Source organism: Aquirhabdus parva (genome assembly GCF_003351745.1).
Lineage (GTDB): Bacteria > Pseudomonadota > Gammaproteobacteria > Pseudomonadales > Moraxellaceae > Aquirhabdus > Aquirhabdus parva.
In genome coordinates, this window is record NZ_CP031222.1 from 3,433,240 (window position 1) to 3,452,714 (window position 19,475).

Annotated in this window: 15 protein-coding genes and 1 pseudogene; 3 read left to right on the plus strand and 13 right to left on the minus strand. The window is 49.3% G+C overall.

Features of this window, described 5'->3' with window-relative positions; genetic code table 11:
• Positions 1 to 4: 4 nt before the first annotated feature.
• From fadI to HYN46_RS15600, 8 genes and pseudogenes are all read right to left on the minus strand, one after another.
• The gene (gene fadI / locus HYN46_RS15565) at positions 5 to 1,309 is read right to left on the minus strand and encodes an acetyl-CoA C-acyltransferase FadI (protein WP_114900240.1); all 1,305 of its coding nucleotides are present in this window, start codon (positions 1,307 to 1,309) and stop codon (positions 5 to 7) included.
• A 429-nt stretch (positions 1,310 to 1,738) separates the two neighbouring features.
• Complete coding sequence (locus HYN46_RS15570) at positions 1,739 to 2,674, minus strand: alpha/beta hydrolase (protein WP_114900805.1); 936 nt, start codon at positions 2,672 to 2,674, stop codon at positions 1,739 to 1,741.
• 141 nt (positions 2,675 to 2,815) lie between these two features.
• On the minus strand, positions 2,816 to 4,006 hold the full coding sequence (locus tag HYN46_RS15575) for a PepSY-associated TM helix domain-containing protein (protein WP_114900241.1): 1,191 nt from the start codon (positions 4,004 to 4,006) through the stop codon (positions 2,816 to 2,818).
• Between the two features lie 135 nt (positions 4,007 to 4,141).
• Entirely contained in the window at positions 4,142 to 6,271 is a 2,130-nt protein-coding gene (locus HYN46_RS15580) for a TonB-dependent receptor (protein WP_210009251.1), read from the minus strand.
• Positions 6,272 to 6,311: 40 nt separating this feature from the next.
• Entirely contained in the window at positions 6,312 to 7,550 is a 1,239-nt protein-coding gene (locus tag HYN46_RS15585) for an MFS transporter (protein ID WP_114900242.1), read from the minus strand.
• Position 7,551: 1 nt separating this feature from the next.
• Positions 7,552 to 9,417, minus strand: coding sequence for an IucA/IucC family protein (locus HYN46_RS15590; protein ID WP_114900243.1), 1,866 nt, complete (start codon positions 9,415 to 9,417; stop codon positions 7,552 to 7,554).
• 257 nt (positions 9,418 to 9,674) lie between these two features.
• A pseudogene (locus tag HYN46_RS15595) lies at positions 9,675 to 10,145 on the minus strand (methylated-DNA--[protein]-cysteine S-methyltransferase); the annotation flags it as partial.
• Positions 10,146 to 10,245: 100 nt separating this feature from the next.
• Positions 10,246 to 10,488, minus strand: coding sequence for a hypothetical protein (locus HYN46_RS15600; RefSeq protein ID WP_114900245.1), 243 nt, complete (start codon positions 10,486 to 10,488; stop codon positions 10,246 to 10,248).
• 264 nt (positions 10,489 to 10,752) lie between these two features.
• Here HYN46_RS15600 and HYN46_RS15605 point away from each other — a divergent pair, with 264 nt between their 5' ends.
• Genes HYN46_RS15605 through HYN46_RS15615 form a run of 3 tightly spaced genes read left to right on the plus strand, consistent with a single transcriptional unit; the run spans position 10,753 to position 13,549 of the window.
• Complete coding sequence (locus HYN46_RS15605; RefSeq protein ID WP_114900246.1) at positions 10,753 to 11,526, plus strand: COG4705 family protein; 774 nt, start codon at positions 10,753 to 10,755, stop codon at positions 11,524 to 11,526.
• Between the two features lie 23 nt (positions 11,527 to 11,549).
• On the plus strand, positions 11,550 to 12,212 hold the full coding sequence (locus HYN46_RS15610) for a response regulator (protein WP_114900247.1): 663 nt from the start codon (positions 11,550 to 11,552) through the stop codon (positions 12,210 to 12,212).
• Positions 12,188 to 13,549 (plus strand): ATP-binding protein, encoded by a 1,362-nt coding sequence (locus tag HYN46_RS15615; RefSeq protein ID WP_114900248.1) that lies wholly within the window; start codon positions 12,188 to 12,190, stop codon positions 13,547 to 13,549. The genes HYN46_RS15610 and HYN46_RS15615 overlap by 25 nt, the downstream gene beginning before the upstream one ends.
• Before the next feature lie 12 nt (positions 13,550 to 13,561).
• On the opposite strand, the gene HYN46_RS15620 is transcribed toward HYN46_RS15615, so the two are convergent.
• The 5 genes from HYN46_RS15620 to HYN46_RS15640 form a co-directional block, all read right to left on the minus strand.
• Positions 13,562 to 15,031, minus strand: coding sequence for a metallophosphoesterase family protein (locus HYN46_RS15620; RefSeq protein ID WP_210009253.1), 1,470 nt, complete (start codon positions 15,029 to 15,031; stop codon positions 13,562 to 13,564).
• 45 nt (positions 15,032 to 15,076) lie between these two features.
• The gene (locus HYN46_RS15625) at positions 15,077 to 15,763 is read right to left on the minus strand and encodes an energy transducer TonB family protein (protein ID WP_114900249.1); all 687 of its coding nucleotides are present in this window, start codon (positions 15,761 to 15,763) and stop codon (positions 15,077 to 15,079) included.
• Positions 15,760 to 16,161, minus strand: a complete 402-nt coding sequence (locus HYN46_RS15630) for an ExbD/TolR family protein (protein ID WP_114900250.1) — start codon at positions 16,159 to 16,161, stop codon at positions 15,760 to 15,762. The genes HYN46_RS15625 and HYN46_RS15630 overlap by 4 nt, the downstream gene beginning before the upstream one ends.
• 2 nt (positions 16,162 to 16,163) lie before the next feature.
• Positions 16,164 to 16,850, minus strand: coding sequence for a MotA/TolQ/ExbB proton channel family protein (locus HYN46_RS15635; RefSeq protein ID WP_114900251.1), 687 nt, complete (start codon positions 16,848 to 16,850; stop codon positions 16,164 to 16,166).
• 116 nt (positions 16,851 to 16,966) lie between these two features.
• Entirely contained in the window at positions 16,967 to 19,234 is a 2,268-nt protein-coding gene (locus HYN46_RS15640) for a TonB-dependent receptor (protein WP_114900252.1), read from the minus strand.
• Positions 19,235 to 19,475: the final 241 nt, after the last annotated feature.

The window sequence follows — 19,475 nt, forward strand, 5'->3', positions numbered from 1 at the left end:
ACGATTAATCCGCTTCAACCACCATCGCCGCGCCAATACCACCCGCAGCACAAGCCGTGGTCAGTGCAATCCCGCCCCCGCGACGTTTTAATTCATAGAGGGCTTGGCTGACCACACGCGCACCCGTGGCACCAAAGGGATGACCAAAAGCGATCGACCCGCCATTGACGTTGAGAATCTTGCGATCCACTTCACCGACAGCTTTGGTTCGATTCAAAGTAGTGCGGGCATAGTCGAGTGATTCCAGCCCTTTCAGGTTACAGGCTAGCTGTCCCGCAAACGCCTCATGCATATCCACAAGACTAAGCTCCTGCAGCGTGATGCCCGCACGATCCAAAGCGATCGGAGCTGCCAGTACAGGTCCCATCAAGAGATCATCTTTAGGCGTCTTAGCCGCAAACGCAAAAGAACGAATATAGCCAATCGGCTCAAGTCCCAGCGCTTTGGCTTTGGCTTCACTCATCAGCAGGACAGCTGAAGCGCCATCGGTCAGTGAACTGGCATTGCCCGCAGTGACCGAACCAGCCCCAGAAAAATCAAAGCATGGTTTTAGCTTGTCATAGGCACTACGCTCTGGATTTTTGCGCACCAGATTATCGTCTTTTAAGGTTTTACCATTGCCGAGTGCCACCGACATGACCTGATCATCCAGATAGCCATCTTTCCAAGCACGAGCCGCATTGTGGTGTGAGGCATAAGCCAGATCATCTTGTTCGGCGCGGCTTACGCCCCACTTTTTCACCATCTTTTCACAGCTTTGTCCCATAGTTTCACCGACCGAGAACTCCGTAATCGAAGGCTCTAGTGGCAAAATATCTTTGGGACGTAAAGAAGACAATAAGCGCACACGATCTTTGAATGTCTTGGCAAAATTAACATCACGTAACGTCGAGGAAAACTTCTGTGACATCGGCAAACGCACACTGCTGGTTGAATCAGTGCCCCCTGCAATCACGATCTCGGCATTACCTGCCAAGATGCTCTCGGCGGCACTGGCGATGGTTTGAAAACTGGTGGCACAGGCACGCGTGATGCTATAGGCATCGACATCATCCAATCCACAGGCCAGCGCGACTTCACGAGCGATAAATGGCGCTTCAGGAATCATTACGGTCATGCCGAAAACCAGTTGATCAATCTGTTTAGGCTTGAGGTCGTTGCGTTTGATCAGTTCGTTCACCACAAAGCTGCCCAGATCTATGGCACTCAAGTCACGATAGTGCGTTGCGATCCGTGCAAAAGGCGTTCGTACACCATCGACGATGGCGATTCGTCCATTTTGATTGGAGAGATTAACGGTACTGCTCATGGGGTTCTCCTGACGCGTAAGGAAAGAAATGATCTCAATCGCATCAGAATATAAGCGCAGATAAAAGGCGTCACATTGGCTTAAGCAACGGAGAAAAATGTCAGATGGGTGATTTAGGCAAGAAAACCCTCAAAAAGAAGTGACACCCAAAAGGCAATATCTTATATTAACACTTATTATGTTACGATATAACATTACAAAAATGTAATGAATAGACCTTATATCGCATAAACATCTACAAGGATACCCGAATTTAATTTTGACTAATGGGAAATTTTTTTTATGCACTGCTTACTGGCAATTACCTTAAGTTTGATGGCGCTCATGATGCTCATACTCCTCATTGAAAGTATGTTATAAAAATCAAAACAGCGGCACGCGGTTCTCTTTTACCCCAAGACTTCAATCTGCGTCATGCAAGCGCAGCCATTAATCCCCCAGTAGATCACCATTGTGCTTGAGCCAAGCCAGAAATAAGGCCGGCCATGCAGTAGTCTGAGTATTCGTCTGACCAAGCCCCCAACCGTGTCCTCCTGTTTGAAACACATGCAGCTCAGTGGGTACATGATGAGCACGTAATGACGCGAACATCAAAACACTATTATCCACTGGCGAAATGGGGTCATCCAGTGCTTGAGCGAGAAAAGTCGGCGGCGTCTGATCTAGGGTCTGCATATTGACCGAATACGTTTGGCTTTGTGCAAGTGTTGGATGATCGCCCACAAGCTCTCGGCGTGTACTGGTATGGTCAAAAGGGGGCATTAACGTGATCACAGGATAGATCAATCCCGCAAAGTCTGGACGTGCAGAAGTCTGGTCTGCAGCATCCACAGCCTTATAAAGTGGTGCTGTGGTAACCGCAGTCATACCCGCCAAATGTCCTCCAGCGGAAAACCCCAATATGCCGATATGATTGCTTTGAACTTGATAGTTGACTGCCTGAGCGCGGATCAAATGCATCGCACGCTGAGCATCCTGAAAACTGGCGGAAACAGGCCAATCTGTCGGCAATCGATAAATGAGTTCAAAAGTGGTGATGCCTTGTGCCTGTAGCCAACGTGCCGCAGGAATGCTCTCTTTACCGCGCTCGATCTGTTTATAACCACCTCCTGCAATCACTAAAACAGCAGTGCCATTGGGGTGTGCTGGCCGATAGACAACCAAGCGTGGCACGGCAACATGACTGACTGCACCATGTTTACTCAGTTGTTCGGGAACGTGAGGTAAAACCTCAGTGAGTGGCGGTTTCGCCCAAAGTGAAATGATTTCTTCTTGGACTGACTGATTCTGAGGCGCAGAGTCCGCCCATACAGGAGTACTCAAACAGTAGATAGATCCCAGTAGCACACGAGAAAAACGAAGCATGATGACATCCCCCATCCCAGATTAAAGCCATACAATACTGTGAGTGCTTTGATCACTCAGGTTCAAGCCTGACTTTGGGGTCAGTTTGTGTAAAATCCCGCATCGAAAATGATCATTAAAATCGCCTTCCCCCTGAATCGCTCATAAACTCCGGCTTGGCTTACGTTTCCTGTGCCACATCAGCCAGCCCGTCACCGCAAAGAACAGCGGCATCAGTCCAAACAGACTAATAAAGACGCGTCCCAATAGCCCAAAAGCCTCGCCTGAATGCAGTGGAAACATCCAGCTTAAAAACACATCTCCAGAGGTACCCCTTAAAGGATCACGTACCTGCAAGATCTGTCCGCTATATGCGTCGATCTTGATCCGTGTTGCGCCATCATTTTCTTGAATCTCAGTGGGTTGCCGCGCACGAATCTCATACGGATCGCTGCTTTTTTTGGGGAGGACAATACGCGAGAGACGTGCAGTCGGATATCGGTCTTGAGCGTACTGCATGGCTTCAGCAACCGTCAACATGGCGGCCTCTTTGCTCACAGGGTAATTGGTCACTTTGTCATTTTTCGATACCGTCATGACGCGCTTCACTACAGGTAGCGTCCAATCTGGTTGATTGAAATACAACCCAGAGAAAGCTAGGACAATCAGTACAGGGGCGGCAAAAAAACCCAGAACCCGATGCGCTGAAACCTGTAAACGCGCCATGGACCCCGCATAATGAATTCGAAACGCGGCACATAGTGCACTGAATTCGGCACGCGGAAACCACAATATGAGACCCGTGATCGCCATGATCAAGAATGCACAGGCGGTTATCCCACTGATGGTTTTGCCCGTTATCCCAAGCAAGAGATAGCGATGTAAATAAAAGATCGTCGGCATCAGTTGAGTCTTGGATAGACCTGCCTGCCCCCATAACCGCTCACCTTTGATCTCGTCGGTCTTGGGGTCAATCATGACTTGCCGAGTGACATCCGAACGAAAAAGATCGGACGTGCCTTTTTCTGTGGGGATTTTATATGACACCACATAGACATCATCGGCTGTCTCGGGCAGTGTCAACTGACTCGGTTTGCCATAGCTCGGTTGCTGACTTAATGTGTCAATGATCTGCTGCACCCGCTGCGGCGTAACCCGAAAAGGCAGGGTTGACTCATCCCCCGACTCGGGTTGTGATGCCACCAACAACTCAGGATTCAGTGCACGATCCAGCTCTGGCAGCCACGCGATCACGGTACCGGTCAGGCCTAGGAGCACAAAAATAACGCCAAAGACCAGCGCAATCGAAAGATGCAGCGTCTTAAATAGACGTCGAACCCTACCTTTGATCATCGTAGTTTACTCATCATTGCCATCACTCGCCCTGTTAATCCGCCCGTAGAATCAAGAACATCTCGATGCCAAAAATCCACTCCAACCTGATAATCGGGCTGAAATGGATTTTCTCGTTGGCATAAAGCACGCTATTTAAAAACGATAACGTGCGCCTACTGTCAGTGTCACCGGTGCGCCGGGCAGATTATAGTCATTCGCCCCGCTATGTCCGGCAACAAAATATTTGCGATTCAGCACATTTTGTAGTGTTGCATTGATATCAAACTTCGCCGATTCATAACCCGCTCCCAGATTCATCACGCCATAACCGGGCAATGTGGTCAGATCATCCGCTGAAGCAAAGCGGGACGACTCTGCCTTAGCCCCAGCCGCAACATAGAATCCATCATCCAGTTTATGTTTGATCCAGAGATTAAAACTGTTACGCGGAGTCAACGAGGCTTCATTGCCATTGAATGATTTACCAGTCGAAGTCTTGGCCGTTGAGCTTAAGATTTCGCTTTTCATATAAGAATAACCCGCAAGGACATCCCACTGCGGCGCGATCTTACCAGTAAACGATAACTCCAGCCCACGGGTGCGCTGCTCACCAATTGGCACAGCAAGCAGTGGATTCAGCGGGTCTTGATTCTGGATATTGGTTTGTGACATCTCAAACAGGGATGTCGTCAGACTGGCTTGCTGAGTCAGATCCCACTTCACCCCGACTTCTTTGTTCTTGGTTTCGGTCGGTTTAAGCTGATCACTGTTGGCATAGAAGGTAAAGGCATCGGCTATCGGCTGATACGATTTGCTGTAGGACGCATAGAGCGATACCGCCTCAATCGGCTGATACACCAAACCAATGCGCGGTGAGACCGTGTTATCGGTGCGATCCAAATCAAGGTTAGCTTTGGTACGATCATCACGATTCTGCTCAATGCGATCAAAACGTGCCCCAGCAAGCAGCTTCCATTCAGGTGTGATCGTTACGAAGTCCTGTAAATAGAGACCATAGATATCAAACTGGCTCTTATTGTCATTACTGGCTGGCGTATTGTGCGGAATCGGTGGTAGATCGACCAGTACGGGCGCAAATAGGTTATAGGTCGCCACATTTTTAACCGTGTACAATCGCTCGCTCTTGTCTTGATGCCCCACTTCAAGCCCATACAAAATCTCATGTTTGACACTGCCCCAATTCAAAATCTGTGACAGTTCATTTTGCAAGTACACGCCTTTCTCATCACGCACACGTTTGGTTTCGGCAATTGCGACCTTAGCGGTTTTTTCATTCACCGTTGGGGTGGTGTAGTTGCGATCCAGTGAATAGTCATACGCACGCAATACCGAATGCAATTTAAGTGTATCGCTAAACCGATGATCTACCGTAATCGCGCTGCTCAGCACTTCGGATTCGACATAGGCGCGATCCCGACCATTGGCTGCACCGTAGTAAGTTTTGATTGGGACATCGACAGGACGACCGTGATAACTTGGCACACCTTGATCCGCCAAGCGTTTATCATGCAAATAATCGGCTTGCACCATGACTGTAGTATCGGGTGAAATCTTGAACAGTGCTGATGGCGCAATGGCTTGACGATCTAAGAAATAACCATCCCGAAAGCTGGATGAACTTTCCACCGCGCCAGTCAAGCGAAACTGCATGTCTTTATCACTGGTGGTCGTACCCAAATCAAACTCACCACGTTTTTGCCCTCGTGAACCAAACGTCACACCGACCTCCTCGACTGGATTGGCACTCGGTTTCTTGGTAACACGATTGACAATCCCACCTGCAGAACCACGACCATAGACCACTGCTGCAGGGCCTTTCAGGACTTCAATCTGTTCGATATTGGATAGATCACGAAAATAGAGTGCATCATCACGCACGCCATCAACAAACTGATCCGTGATGTTTAAGAACCCCCGAATCACCGTCTGATCACGCTGACCATCTCCCACACTGGCACTCAAACCCGGCACATTGATCAAGGCATCTTGCACAGATGCCGCGTTCTGATCGCGCATCACCGTTTTATTCACCACACTCACGGTTTGCGGTACGTCATGCAGCTGTGCTGCGGTCTTGGTTGCTGTGCTTGAGACTTTGACCTGATAGCTGGGCTCTGCTTTCTTAGCATTGACCACAATCGTGGGCAAGCTGGATTCCGTAGGCGTGGATGATGTCTCTGCCATGGCAGGAGATGCAAACACTGCACAAGAAACGGCCATCATCGGTAGAGAGTGTGTGGTAAGTATACGGATCACGTTCATAGTATTAAAAAGCTCAAGAATCAAAAATTTAAATATAAAGTTACGACGGGTTGGTTAACGATGCCGAGGGAGTCGGACTAAACACTTGTGGCTTTAAACGCAACAGGCGAATCCCCAGCGCAGCAACGCCATAGGTCACCACCACAGGCCAAAATAAATAAGCGACAGGAAGCCAAATCATGGTGACTGCGCCAACTCCTATCCCGATCAGCGCGCCGGCTTTGGCAGCACTATTACCTAAGCCCAACACATGACCTTGCTGATGATCTGCTGCAGCTTTGGATAACAAGCTATAAAACACGGGGAGCAACGCACCGAGGCAAATCCCCCATACCACGCGCGCCACAATAAAAATGACGATGTTGCTGCTCATCGCTTGTGCCATCACCACCAGTACGCAAACCCATGTGATCCACTCCACTTGCTGGAGGACTTGCGACTGACTCTGATGGGCAAAGCGTTTACCCCAGATCGGCGCAGCCACACATAGCCCTACTGCAACAGCGCCATAGCACAACCCCACGACGGTTGCGCTGGCATGTAGCGTTTGCTCGGCAAAAATGCCAAAGAAGGCTTGCGGCATCATCTTGCCCGCTTGAACCAGCACGATGCCGAGCAATAACCCAAAGAACGCCGCGAACGGCAGTGACACCTCCGTAGTCGCCTCTGACGATTTAGATACTTTTTTCACCTGCGTTGCAGGCAGCAGCCACCACGCTGCCAGAGCACAGCCAAAGCAGATCAATGCGGCAATGAGGTTGAGCCACGCAAAGCTATAAAAATCAAAGATAATGCCACCAAGTAAGGGACCAATCATCGAACCCATCGCTGTTGCCACCTGAAGCTTGGCCATGAGCGCTGAGCGCCCCTCGCGATTGACCAGCGTCGTACCGTAGGCTTGTGATGCGGCAATAAACCCCGCCAAGCCACCTTGAACTAAACGCATTACTAAAATACTGAAGGTATCGTTCAACCATGCGATACACAGCTGCGTCAGCGCCAGTGCAAATAGCGCTCGCAGCAGCATCGGTTTGTGTCCATAGCGATCTCCGAGTCGTCCCCAAAGTGGCGTGAAGCACATTGCCATCACCATTGGGCCTGCATAAGCAACCCCACTGGCAATGGCCAGCCAATGTGCTGATAGTTGCCCCGTCGCCTTGAAATGCAACGCCCAAAAAGGCGCACTCATCTCCATTGCACCCATGGAGAGCATCTGAACAATAAATAGCCACAGCAATGGATGGCGCACATTTTTCCCATGCAAACGACGCTCAGTCACATCAGATCGCCTTCAAAGGATTCGGCATCTGACCATGCACATCCTCCTGCGTATTGGACAAGCGCATGCGTAAGAACGCTTTGGCAGGCCAAGGTAACTCCAAAAACGCCTCACGCTCGGCCTCCCACCGTTCTGGGTTAGTACGTGGCCGCAGGGCATCAAAAACTTGAATGGTTTGCTCGCGCAGTACCGTCCAGAAGATCAGTGCCGATTGTTGTGTGGTCCGTGCCAGAAGCAGCGCCATCTCACTCAAATGACAGAGCATGACTGCATGTAAAATCTTGTCGCGTACGGGCATGTGATCGTCATACACGGTATGACCTGCACGGAAAGGATCAAGCGTGTACTGCATCTTCTCAAGCGTTGAGGCATGCACACGGACATCCCCAAAATCGCGAGCCAGCAAACACACCGGACGGTAGGCCTGATCAACCAGCATGAAACTGTTTTGTTGATGTGCCTCAAAGGCGATACCATAAATGAGGTAGGCACTTAAAGTCGCAGTCAACACGGTCTGGGTATATTGCTGGAAAAACTCCGCCGCCGCAGTGTCATGGCCGCCATAACCCAATGCAACCAACTCGGCAATCAAAGGACGTTTGGCATAGGCAGAACTGGAAAATAACGCACCAACAGGCAGTGGAAACAGTGCATCGGTGCGTTTGTTCAGGGGATTTTGACGATACAAGACGGCCAGATGACGTGAACGGTTATCATCTTGGTTCGGATCCAGATAATGGACTCCAACATCTTCCCCGACGATTTCAAGACGCTGACCAAAACCCTGCTCTACCGCCAAAATACGGCGTAACAACTGAGTAATGCGCGGCCCCATCACGGCTGATTTTGGCGAGACAGTACGCTCGACACTGGTCAATCGCAACGACACCGGCAACTTCATATGCGGCATAGCGTCTGAATGCTCTGGAACCACTGTCCTAAACGACATGGTCGGTGACGCAGGAATAGAGACATTGTCCAGAAGCACGAGCGTGCCTTGGGCAATCTCAGCAGCAAACTCATCATCGATAAATCGCTCTGCCTGATAAGGATGTATCGGCAAAGGCACCCAGTCATCAGGGGCGTATCCTCTTTGGGTCAGAGCCTCTTGCCAATGGGCAAAAGCATTTGGAAACTGGCGTGCAAACCAAACGCTATACGATATATCAGAAGAGGGATCCGTCGCTTCTAACTGTAATTCTGCATGAACCTGGTCTTTTTTGATTGCAGCAATCGTAATCTTCAGCTCCGCCTGAAACTCAGGGGACATCCGCATCACATCCACCGCACTCAAACCCAGTTTGGTCTTGTATGTGGGGTGCCAGGGATGACCTATCGTGCCCCACTGCTCTAGTGTCAGCAGTGGATTAGCCAAGTTACTGGTGCGTAAAAACGTCAGGAAATAGCGATGATCACCCCGGCTGCGCAAGAGCTCCCGACCCCACTTTTCACGATAGGTCAGGCATAAAGCATCATTATCAATGCTGTTTTCCAGTTCCAGACACAGACGCTCAAGATCTGCCAAACTGACGGGCATGGGCAATGCATCGGCAACAGCGCGCAGGAGTGCTGAAGGGGTTTTAATCGGATAAGGTCGATTGCCCGTTTTATGACAGGTGATGCCACCAACCAGTTGGCAACTGCCGATGCGACCAAGCTCTAAGCCCTCAAAGCGCAGTAATGTTTTTTGGCTCCAGAGCGGCAACCATGCGATAGAACCTTCGACCACCAAGTGACTGGCATCGAGTAACTTCTCACGAAATAAGGCTTGAAGGGTGCGTACCAAACCTTGCTGACAGGCTTGTGCATACTGTGCATCCGTACTTGATATCGCTGTGACAGTAGGGTGCAATTGCTGCATGTCCATACTATTTTTACCAAATGATCAATGTGCAATTAGTCTAGAGCAGATGCTAATGGGATGTCAATCGATAATCATTATCAATTACAATTAAATGGGCATGCGCTCTACCAATTGCTTAGAATTAGTTTTTAATATTTATTATTCAGATATTTAAAAAATTTCTGGGTAGCTTTTTATTAAAACAGCCCCATCTGCTGGGACTCCATATGCGATTTCGTCCGCAATTTAGGCAGTGCATGGATTGCATCGGGGATATACCCTTCCAGCCGCAGCAGCAATTCTTTGGCTTTCAGTCCACCGGCAAACCCAGTCAGATCACCCGATGCCCCAATCACCCGATGACACGGCGCGATAATTGAAATCGGATTACGACCATTGGCCGCACCCACTGCACGTACCGCTTTGACATTGCCAATTTGCTCGGCAATGTCGCGATAACTCCGGGTTTCCCCAAACGGGATAGTCAACAGTGCCTGCCATACTGCTTTTTGAAAATCGGTGCCCTCAAAATCAAGAGGCAAGTCAAAATGCTTTCGCGTACCCGCAAAATACTCAGTCAGTTGCTGCTGGGTTTCAAGCAAGGTAGGGTGCTGCTGATCTTCAGTCATTTCACCAAGTGGCACCCGATTGGGGCGGTCTTCTTCCCAGAGGATTGCAACAAGTCTTGCCCCTTTGGCAACCAGCGTTAATGAACCAACAGGCGAGTCCATCATGGTATAGACATAAGGCATGGCTTGAGTTCTCTGGCAATAGATATAATCTTGTTCTGTTGTACCCCAGATGCCCCTCCACGTCTAGGCGCTTTTCTTACCTCGTCATACGGAACAAAAGCTAATGTCCAATGGCAGAATGAGCACGGCTCGGTGATGATAGCAATGATGCAATCACTTGATCACTATTGATAATTTTGGTGAGTAGAAAGTCATCGCGTTGACGCCGCTTGGTTTGAGCAGTGATGATCTGACCACAATAAATACACAATGATCCTGCTGCATAAAGCATAGTCGATGAAGTGCGCGTATCCAGCTGTACAGCATGGCAGCTTTGACATATCAAGCTAAAACACTCATACATGACGCCTCCTTACACGCGTGCAGATCGAATACTTCTCACCTCTATATAAGCAAACTTCAAACCAGATGGTTAAATATTTACCAAACTACATCAGATTGATTCTTTGCTATTCACATCGCCACCTCACTGCCATCAATGTGGAAAAATCTGGCGTATTATTTTTTACTTTTTCCCACCATCTATGCTTGGGATAAGTCTTCCTCGTCATAGTGCAACACATCATGTTCATCTCGATTGGCATCGCGTTTGGGATTTCTAAAAATAATGCACACCTCACTTATCGTTCCACCTTCTCCTTTGCTCAATAAGGTTCCGGAAGTCACACTCTTCTTCTGGATTATCAAAGTCATGTCTACAACAGTTGGGGAAACTGCTGCGGATTTTTTGATTTTCAATTTGAAATTTGGCCTCACCATCACCTCACTGCTGATGGGTGGTTTACTGTTGATTGTCCTATGGATTCAGCTCAAATCCCGTCAGTACACCCCTTGGAAGTATTGGCTTGCTGTGGTCTCGATCAGCATCTTTGGGACATTGCTGACGGATAATCTGAGCGACCATTTTGGCGTGCCTTTAATCCTAACAACCAGCCTGTTTACAATCGCTCTCATCATCACTTTTGTCCTATGGTATCGTTCAGAGCACACGCTCTCGATCCAGAGTATTCATACTCGACGGCGTGAAATACTGTATTGGATTGCCATTTTATTCACCTTTGCACTGGGTACTGCGGCTGGTGATCTGGTGGCCGAAGGCTTTAGACTAGGTTATCTGACATCAGGACTCATCTTTGGATCACTGATCGGAGTCATTGCCCTTCTGTATTATGTTTTCCAGCGCAATGCCATCGCATCATTTTGGGTAGCCTATATATTGACTCGTCCCTTTGGTGCATCATGGGGGGACTACCTTTCCCAGCCAGTCGGTAGCGGTGGACTGGGCTTAGGCACGTTTGGAACCAGTACGTTGTTCCTTGTTGTCATCGTGGGGTTAGTGAGTTATTTGAGCATCAGCCATCAGAAATGGATCTCGCAATGAAGAAGAACGATAGAGACTAAACCATGCGCGTATTACTCGTCGAAGATGACAAGATGATCGGGGAAGCCATTGAGCAATCTCTCAAAGATGCCACCTATGCCGTCGATTGGGTACGTGATGGCAACACCGCCCTGACAAGCCTGGGATGCCAGCACTATGATGTCGTACTTCTTGATTTAGGACTACCCAAGAAAGATGGCTTAAGCGTCTTACGCAGCATCCGATCAGCAGGCAATGATGTTGCCGTATTAATCATTACCGCACGGGATGCCCTAGATGATCGCATACTGGGTTTAGATGCTGGTGCAGATGATTATCTGCTCAAAAGCTTTGAAATGGCTGAACTTCTAGCACGGATGCGCGCCGTAATCCGGCGCAAAGGCGGACTTGCCGCACCCGTACTCAGTAATGGCGTGATGTCATTAGATCCCTCGACACACGAGGTTAATCTAGCGGGAGAAACTACGCGACTGTCCAAACGTGAATTTGCCTTGCTCCATGCCCTCATGATCCGCCCAGGCGCAATCTTATCTCGCTCGGATATCGAAGACCGCATTTATGGCTGGAATGAAGAAGTAGAAAGTAATGCGGTGGAATTTTTGATCCACGCATTGCGTAAAAAGCTAGGCAGTCATGCTATCAAAAATGTTCGAGGTGTGGGATGGATGGTGCCCCAAGAAAAATAAGACAATCGCTGCAATTTAAGCTGTCCATGCGTTTATCCGTGGTCATTCTACTGACCGCTTTAATCGCCGGAATTCTGTCTTTTGTTTCAGCTTTTCGCGAAGCCAATGAACTGCAAGACGATCAGCTTAAGCAAGTGGCTGAGCTCATCAATCATCATCACTTTTCGCTCTCCGTGACTGACGCCCAAGATGGTGTGCCCGATATCGACCCTGAGTCACGCGTCGTAGTGCAAGTCGTGCCGACCCGCCAACCCACTCGTCCCTATGATGCAGGCGCACTCGCTCTTCCACTGAATCTGCCCGATGGACTGCAAACTGTGACAATCAATCAGGAGACATGGCGCCTCTTTGTGAGAAAGTTGGACACCGGCATCCGTGTCGCGGTCGGTCAGCAAACCATTGTCCGTGATGAGGTCGCACAAGACAGTGCCATCAGAACCTTATTACCCTTGATCATCCTGATCCCGATTCTCGTATTGTTGGTTGCGGATCTCATTTATCAGATGTTTAAACCCCTAAAAAAACTGGCACTGAATATAGAAGATCGATCCGATAACGATCTGGATGCTGTCAGTGAGCAAAACTTGCCGTCTGAAATACGACCTTTTGTGGTGGCGATTAATCGCTTGTTTGCCCGGGTTGCCCAATCCGTTGCCACTCAGCGACGATTCTTGGCGGATGCCGCACATGAGATGCGCTCTCCTCTCATGGCGCTGTCGTTACAGACTGACCGCTTAAGTGCCAGCGACATGTCAGAGGAAGCTCAAGTCCGCTTGGCGACGCTACGCACTGGACTACAACGCACCAAAGTATTATTGGATCAAATGCTCACGCTCGCACGTCTGCAGGAAGACAGGACGGAACGTAGAAAGTCTGTCGCCATGCAGCAGGCTTTTAGACATGTCGTTGAAGACCTGCTTCCGCTTGCAGAAGCTAAGGAGATTGATCTGGGTGTCGTGGGGAATGCCGATGCGACCCTCATTACTCAAGCGCTGGATCTACACATCATGCTCAAGAATCTGGTCGAAAATGCGATTAAATACACCCAGCATGGCGGCAAAGTTGATTTGTCGCTACAAATCAAGCCAGATCAGATTCAGTTGATTGTCGAAGACAATGGTCCGGGTATCCCGCTGGATGAACTGGAGCGGGTCTTTGATCCTTTTTATCGTGTCCTAGGTAATGATGAAATCGGATCAGGATTGGGTCTTTCGATTGTCCAAACCATCGCGAGCCGCATCGGCGCAACCATCCATCTTGATTCATCGAATGGCATGGACGGCAGAGCCAGCGGACTGCGCGTCATCGTCAGCTTTACTGTGCCGTTGCCCGCTTAAAATCCATCACCATCACTTCACCCGCGCCACATCACAAACCGAGTTCTTGCCATCAATATGGCACGTATTCACTTGTTTGCCATGGCGATCCCAAACCTTGACCAGCCATTGATTATTATCGGTGCTGGTGCGTTCCATGGTCATAAAACCAAAACCACTCACCCATGAACTAAAGTGGTCGACCACAGCGCCCACCGCAGGTGTTGCACCGACTGGCAAGGTCTCAGGTAGCGGCACGACATCCTCTTCGGTGCCTGAGAATCCTGCGATAAACTGCGTCGGATGCGGCGTCGAAAAACTCACCTCTTGCCACAAATGGACATGACCCGATAGCATCGCATTAATGCGTGGTGGCAAGAGTAATGGGTTAATCGCCGACAATACTGATTGCAAACCCTGATTTCCGGGCAATAGCATGACATTGCCTTGTTTATCTTTTTTCGCGGTAAAGCCCAAGATCGGATGATGATTCACCCCAATGTTGTACGCAGCATCCTGCGATAAAGTCTCCATCTGATGGTACATGTCGCGATACTTGGTCTCACGGATGTCGCCCGCGGGAACGGGTTTACCCGCTGTATTGGCCGTATCCAACATAATCAACTGTGCGTTACCGCCGATCGGCACCGCATAAGGATCACTATAATCGCCGACATCGTCATGAGCAGCAAGGTTACAATCTCTACCGACTTGCAAGGGACGTGGATCGACGAAGCGCCACCAGCCTTGTCCAGCTCGCGCGCATGACTCATGATTACCACGCGCCATCGCCCACGGTGCGGCTTGCAACAGTGCCCGACCCGGTGTAAAGAAATCAGCATCCCACGCATCCCAACCATAGCCCCATGGACTGCCGGTACAGCCTGCATTCCCTTCTGGACAAGCGGTTTCCCGATAGAGCAAATCGCCCACATGGATCACGAGGTCCGGATGCTGCGCAGCGGCTTGAGCAGCTACTTGAGCAAAAGGATATTGCTCAGGATCATTACAAGCCTGATAGGCATGGTCTGATTTTTTCATGCGACAACCCGTATCGCCGATAACCACGATCCGATTGACTAATGTTTTGGGTAGCGGTAAAGCCTGGCCATTTATACTGGCTGACAACGCACCTTTAGGAATCACTTTTTCACAGGTCAAGATCGGAAAGGCGGAGGGCTTTGATTCGCTCGGATCGGAAATGGTAGGCCGCTGTGCAACCGTTTCTGGCTTTGCACGGACATCCATAGGCAATGCTTGGCCATCCACCAACAGCACGGGACACTGATCAGCATGGGTCAACGCCCGTGCAATGGGTTGGCCTTTCTCACCCAAGATCACAAACGCAGCGACATCAGTAGATATTCCTAGCACTGTATGAGCAGAAGTTTGTGGCGTTGATCCGCAGCCCATTAGCGTCAAAGACATGGCCAAAGGCAGCATCAGCGCACGGCTAGCCACGTTGACCTGCACGGATACCAGTTTAGGCATAAACGATTTCATACGTGATTCCTCGATATTCAACAGACAAACCTCTGCGGCCCGTGACTACTGACAATTTAAATCAACCCACGTCTGATAGTTACGCAAGCTGCCCTTCATCTCTGCGGGTGGCTCAGGAATGCGCGCATCCAGCACCGCATGACGCGCCGCCTCATCAATCGCGGTCACATGACTACCGACCAGAATTCGAATACTGCTGGGATCGGTATTACTCAAACTAAAAGCAACCCGTACGCGCCCACTAAATTGCACCCCATCTGGACAGTGCGTTGCGGCTTGCACCGCCGCCAGCAATTTTGCCGCATAGCTACTGACCACATGTGGGTCCACGTCGCTTTTCACCACTGGAGGTGTCACTGGCGCAGGCGGCGTCGGCTCGGTTGCTGCGGTTGGTGTTGCTACTGGTGTGGGTAGCGCTTTTTCTTCTGCAGGGATCGGCTTGGGCGGCGTTGGCTGAACAGGTTTCGGCTCTACCTTTTGCTTCACCAGTTTTGGCGGGTCAAGTGGCTTGGGTTTGGGCTTCGGCGGTTCGACTTTGGGTTTGATCTCAGGCTTTACTTCCGGTTTCACCTCTGGGGTGGTCTCCGTCAGTGTGATCATCGCCTCCGACTTCACGTGTTCATAGCTGACATGATTGACACCATAAATCACCACCGCCGCGATGAGTCCGACCTCGATCAACAGCGCAAAGCCAAACGCCTGCACAGACGGATTTTTGAAATCAACCTTCATGGTGCTGGCGCCGCATGGCTGGCTGAGAGTGCCACTTCGGTCGCCCCTCCCTGTTTAACCGCATCGATCACACTCATCACCGTTTGCAGAGACGCATTCTGATCACCGGCAATGGTAACCACGGTTTTTTTGCTGTCACGGCTCTTCAGCAATGCGGTCAGTTGTGGCAAAGTCATCGTATGATTCTCAACCACGACATCCTGATCCAGCGTGATCTCCACCAACAGCTTGGTTGGCGGAATCGTAACAGCTGTTGAACTGGTTGGCAGCTTGGTCAGATGTCCCGATGTCGGAATCATCTTCAGCGTCATCATGGCAAAAAACACCAGTAAAAACAGCATAATGTCGATCATCGGAATGATCTCAATCCGTGCCTTTTTGGTTTCAAGATAACGCATCTTTAGATTCCTACTTGCACAGGCTGAGCGTTTGAAGCAACACGAGACTCCGTCACCGCCAATTTAACAGGCGCTTGCTTCAACTGTTCATGGCGATTCACGAGCATGATTTTGATCGTTTCAAGCTGATGTAGCACGATGCGTACACGCGTATGCAGCGCATTAAAAAATACCAAACCAATAATCGCAATAAACAAACCCGATGCCGTGGCAATTAATGCCTCAGCAATACCGCCAGTGATTTCTGGGGTACCATTCTGGATATCACCCATCACACTAAACGCATTAAACATGCCGATAATCGTGCCAAACAATCCCAGTAAAGGCGCAAGTGTAATCACCGTGTCCAATACCCAAAGCGACTTATCCAATGTCGGCACTTCATGCATCAAAGCCTCTTCCAAATGATCGCCCAATACTTGGGAGCTGACATTAGCCGGTTCATGGCTCAGCACATTCAATAAGCGTGCTTGAGGCAATTGTTTGAGCTTGGCTGGCAAATCGTGCAACTGCTGGGAGCTAGGGTTGCTTCTTAAGAGCGCGATAATTTTCTCGCCGCCTTGCAGCATGGAAGATAGATAACGCGTCCGTTCGATGATGACGGTCAAAGCCACAAGCAGTAGGACCACCATGAGATACAGTGTGCCACCGGAATCATTCGCTAATTGGATGAGATGAGAGATATGCATAAGATCACTTTTAGGCACGAGGCCTGGTTAAAAAATAAAAAGAGAGAAGCGCGCTAAAAAACGCGACTCCTCTGAGGAGAAACTAATGGGTATCAATAATTCCAATGTCCAAAGACTTAGAAGTTCTGGGTCACGGTGAAGGTAAAGCTACGTGGCGCAGTTACAGTCAACTGATCATCTGGTGATGCTGTAAATGCGCTGGTCTTGGTTGGCGCATTGGCAGGAGATACACCCACGACATTCTGTTGGCTGAACAAGTTATTGATCGCAAACTGGAACTTGGTTGATAGCGATGGATGAGCAGAGCCCCATGGCATGGTGTAGTTCGCAGTGACATTCGCCACGTTATAGGACTGAATCTTGACCGCTTCTGGAATAGCGCCATTTTGATTCCACATTGAACCAATGCGTTTATCTGTGATGCCAACATTCCAGTTGCCTTGGGCATAGTTAATGCCCAACGCTTCAGTATCGGTCGGGGCTTGAGCCGCTGACTGATCTTTCAGCACGCCGCTGTTGTACTTGTTGGTGCCGTAGGTGGCGTTCAAGTAGAGACTGATGCCATTGCCCAGCAGAATATTACTTTCCGCTTCGATCCCTTGTGCAGTTGATGAACCCGCTGAATAGTAGTTGGTTTCGCCAGACTTTGGATCAAAAGACGAGGTATATGCATTGTCAAAACTGACATGGTAGATATCCACATCCAAGGTATAGCGATCTGATTTCCATACCGTCCCGATTTGAGCAGTTTTGCTTAAGGTAGGCTTTGGATTAGTCAGGACTTTAGAGCCCGTCACATCGAATACACTCGATAGCGGGATGATATCGCCATAGGCATACTGCGCATACACCGACCAGTTTTTGTCCAGTAGATAATGCACATCAATCGATGGTTGCCAATCGCTATAGGTCGCTGACGTTTTGATATACGGCAGACCACCCAAGTTGCCTTGAATCTTGCCCGGATACTGAGTGAAATCCTGATCGTAGTGCGCATATTTCACACCCGGTGTCATTTTCAAAGCATCTGTGACATTGAATGCGTATTCCACATACGGTTGTAGAATTTTGGTCGTAAAGGCTTGATCAAACTTCTGTGGGAAGGTATCCACCAGCGTCACAGGATTCGATGGAATCTGATGACGGTTGGTATCCGCTTGTTCTGCCCACAGGCCTAGACGCAAGGTGCCGTAACGCGAATCTTGACTCACACGCAGGATATCGCCAAAGGTGTGATACGCGTTTAACTTATCGATCGCGCTGGTTGGACCAATCGCGTTTTTAGTACCGGGCAACGCACTATCATAGTATTGGGTATTATGATAATCATAGCCGTACAGTTTGTTGTCCAGCTTCCAGCCGGCGCCCAGATCAGAGACCAAACCTAAATATTCAAAGTCAGTATGAACGCGGTAGAAGTTATAGCCAACATAGTTCGGCTGACTAGGATCATCGACAAGATAGTAGTTATCGCCAAACTTATCCAACTGTGAGCGTGTGGGTGAACCATTCGCGGTATTGGCTTTGACTTCTTCGGTTGTACCGAACAAGGTCAGAATGGTGTTTTCAGTCAGTGCGTATTGGTACTTTGCAGCTAGATTCTGACGTTGCTGGTCGTTCTGGGTCTCATAGCCATTGGAGTTCATCTGGCTGGCATTGATCATCAAGTTAGATGAACCATCAGGACCAAAGTTACCCGTATCGACTTTCGCGCCAAACAAACGGGTATTCCATGTGCCATACGATGCGGTGACACTGCCACTTGGATCAGGCGTCAAATCGTTGGACAGTAAATTGATTGAACCGCCAAAGTTGGCAGGTCCAAGTGTTGATGCACGGCCCGGGCTACGGTCAACAACCGCACCGCCGATAATCTGACCGGGAAAGAAAACCCATGAGTGGTGTGTCGGCGAGTTGGTATCCTGAAATGGAATCCCATCATAGGTCATGGTGTAATTGCCGTCAGAGAAACCGCGGAAGAAGGTACTGGATTGACCCAATCCCGGACCATTAGGGCTAAAGCTAAAGGTTCCCGGCGTCATTTGAATCACTTGCGCAAAGTCAGCGTTTGGCGTCAGCATATTTTGAATATAAGACGTGCTGACTGCAGACTGTGCCGATGCGGCCTCTAATGAACCTTGTGAAATGGCTGCCTTGGCTGCGGCAGGCAAGTCTTTTTGTTTGTCGACTTGAGTCTTGCTTAAGCGGTCTGTATTCGTCGGTTGCACAGGTTGTGCAGCACGTGTTGCACTTACCGTCCCCAGATCAATTACATCTTCTGCAAACACACTGCTGCTCATCGTCGCGCATACACAATAGGTTAAAACGGACAATGCAAATCCATTTGAAACCTTGCCACCCCGTAAATCATTCAAAATTTTCATCAGTTCAAACCTTATTAGTCGATCATTCGAAGACGTGTTGTTAAGGTGGTCAAACTACAGCCAAAATATGACACCTAAATGACATATTAAAAATTAAATTCAATGAATTTAAATACTTAGCTGAAACTTAGCAAACAACTAATTGGTAGATGTAAACGATGGTTTTTTAAAGGGTTCTTGAAGGGAAATATCAAAGAGAATGGAGCGGCTATAAGCTGTTTTATGACACAATTCTACTTTC